The 2,516-nt window shown below is 34.5% G+C and carries 2 protein-coding genes; both read right to left on the reverse strand.

Annotated elements, in window-relative coordinates; all coding sequences use genetic code 11:
• Window positions 1-599: 599 nt before the first annotated feature.
• On the reverse strand, window positions 600-1,925 hold the full coding sequence (locus VKY47_RS08275) for a D-serine ammonia-lyase (RefSeq protein WP_324311945.1): 1,326 nt from the start codon (window positions 1,923-1,925) through the stop codon (window positions 600-602).
• A gap of 55 nt (window positions 1,926-1,980) precedes the next feature.
• On the reverse strand, window positions 1,981-2,325 hold the full coding sequence (locus VKY47_RS08280; RefSeq protein WP_324311947.1) for a cupin domain-containing protein: 345 nt from the start codon (window positions 2,323-2,325) through the stop codon (window positions 1,981-1,983).
• Between the last annotated feature and the right edge of the window lie 191 nt (window positions 2,326-2,516).

Consider the following 2,516-nt stretch of genomic DNA (forward strand, 5'->3'; position numbering starts at 1 on the left):
TAGTTTCCTTAGAACTCTTGTTTACTTCGGTGTTGACTGGATTAACACCTGATACTGTTACACAAAAAAATGCTACTAATAATGTAATTGATAGGGATTTCATAAGTATGATATTTAGTTAAATAATTAATTCAAAATGCTAAGCAAGCTTTGCGTTTCGCAAAACTTTAATTGAGGGAAGAAATGGATTATTAAGTTTAAAATATGCGCATACCTACGTTACAACATATTTTTTAACCATGTGAGGGAGTAAGACATAACATGTCTTAAATGAATTAATTAACCTTTTTAAGTTGAATCTTTCGAATTTGGGACTTAACAAGGACGTCTAATATAATTGAAAATCAAGATATAACAAAACATTTATCGACAAAACGTCAAAAGCACCGATAAAGTGCGCTTTGAGGCGCTTTTTTAACTCCAATTTAGTCAGAAATTCCGCTTTATCAAACAATAAAAATAAGATAATTCACTCATACAAAGTGCATTAAAACGAATCTTTCTAAACTTAAAACTAGAACTTCTCTTTATCACAAAAAACTCTAATTAAAATTTATTAGCTATTTAATTAACCATAGAATTATGCTAGAATAAATATTTTAATGCATCACTTCTGTTAGGCCACGCTGGTAAAATTCCAAACGTTCTTTTTCTGGTACCAAATCGCCACCAGTAGCCCAAACAACGTGAGTGCTGTTTTTCATGTTTAAATTATGCTTTTCGGCATAATCTGTATCTATAACTTTTTGAGGCCCAATAAGACCTGCAGTTGCAGAAGGCTCCAAAAATATGTTCTCGGCATCCATTAATTGCATTAGTAAACTATAAAGTTTTTGGTCTTCTATGGTGTAAAGACCACTTATAAGATGGCTACTTATTGAAGTCGCAAAGCTTGACGGACGGCCAACGGCCAAACCATCGGCCTCTGTTTTATTATCAATTCCTAGGTCTTGAACACTAATTTGTCCATTTTCCCCAGTAAGGAGTCCCGTTAAAACAGCGGGAGAATGGGTAGGTTCTACAAAAAAGCAATGGACATGATCGCCATAAATTTGCTTTAGACCAAATGCTGTTCCTCCTGGCGAACCTCCAACCCCACAAGGCGAATACACGAATAAAGGATGCTGCGCATCTACCTTTATATTTGCTGCTTCCAGTTGTCTAGCCACCCGTAAGGCACCTACAGAATAACCAAGAAACAGATCCTTGGAGTTTTCGTCGTCCACAAAGTAGGCCATCGCATCGGCTTGGGTTTGTTCTCTTCCAGCTAAAATGGCTTCGCTAAAATCGCCAGAAAACTCCACTACCTTTACACCTTTTTCCCTGAGCAAATCCTTTTTCCAAACTTTGGCATCTGCAGACATATAAACGGTTACCTGGAACCCTAAGGCTGCACTTATAATACCAATACTCAAACCTAAATTACCTGTAGAACCGACACCTATTTTATACTGACTAAAAAAGGTTTTAAACTCTGAAGACGCAAAATCCTGATAATTAGATTTTTTTAGCATACCCGCATCTAAAGCCAATTTTTCGGCATAACGCAAGACTTCAAAAAACCCACCTCGCGCTTTAATAGATCCAGCTATTGGAAGTTTGTTATCGCATTTTAAAAACAGCCTACCTTCTATTTTAGGATTTTGTTTATTTAAAAGATCTTTCATATTTAGAAGTTCTTTTAAAGGAGATTCTAAAATACCATGGGTTTTCTGGGTTTCTGGAAAGGCTTCGGCAAAAAATGGAGCAAACCGGTCCCACAAGGCTTCTGCATTTGCCATATCTTCTTTAGTAATTGAAAAATCTGGCATGTCCAACATGGTTTTCTTTTTGGAGTTAATCCAAGTCACAGGTTTCAACGCCATGATCTCTTTTAAAAGAGGTTCCTTTTGAACAAATTGGGCTATGTCTTTTTGCGAATACATTATTTTCAATTTTAAAAATTAAATAAACTTCAGTTATTTAGAACAGTAAAAACAATTAAGATTGATTAACAACACCTTCCACACGTTTTGCAGAGTCTAATTTATTTAAACTTAAGCGTACTGTACTAGTTTTAACCGCAGTTAAATCGTGGGGCACGCCACCTTCCAAAGCAATTAAATCTCCTTTTTTTAATTGATGAACTATGCCATTTACACCAAAATCGATAGCACCTTCAAAAATTTCAACAACAATAGGAAAAGGCGTTTTATGCTCTTTCATTACTTGCCCTTCTTTAAAAGCAATTCGAATTTCCTTTCCACTTTCTGTTTCCATTAAAACTTGAATGGTTGGTCTTGTTTCATGGTATTCCACATGGTTTACTAAAGATGCTAATTTCATAATTTGAGTTTTAAATTTATTTATCCTATTTTCTTATTTAGAATGATTCAAAATTAGTGATTATTTGTAGTATTTCCATGTTTTTTTGGGGAAATTTTATATGATTTGGAAATTGAATTCCTTTCGATGGAAGATAGCAAGATTTAAAAAGTTATTATAAAGTAAAAGGCCCCAATTTCTTGAAGCCTTTT

It is taken from the genome of Xanthomarina sp. (assembly GCF_035306705.1).
Lineage (GTDB): Bacteria > Bacteroidota > Bacteroidia > Flavobacteriales > Flavobacteriaceae > Xanthomarina.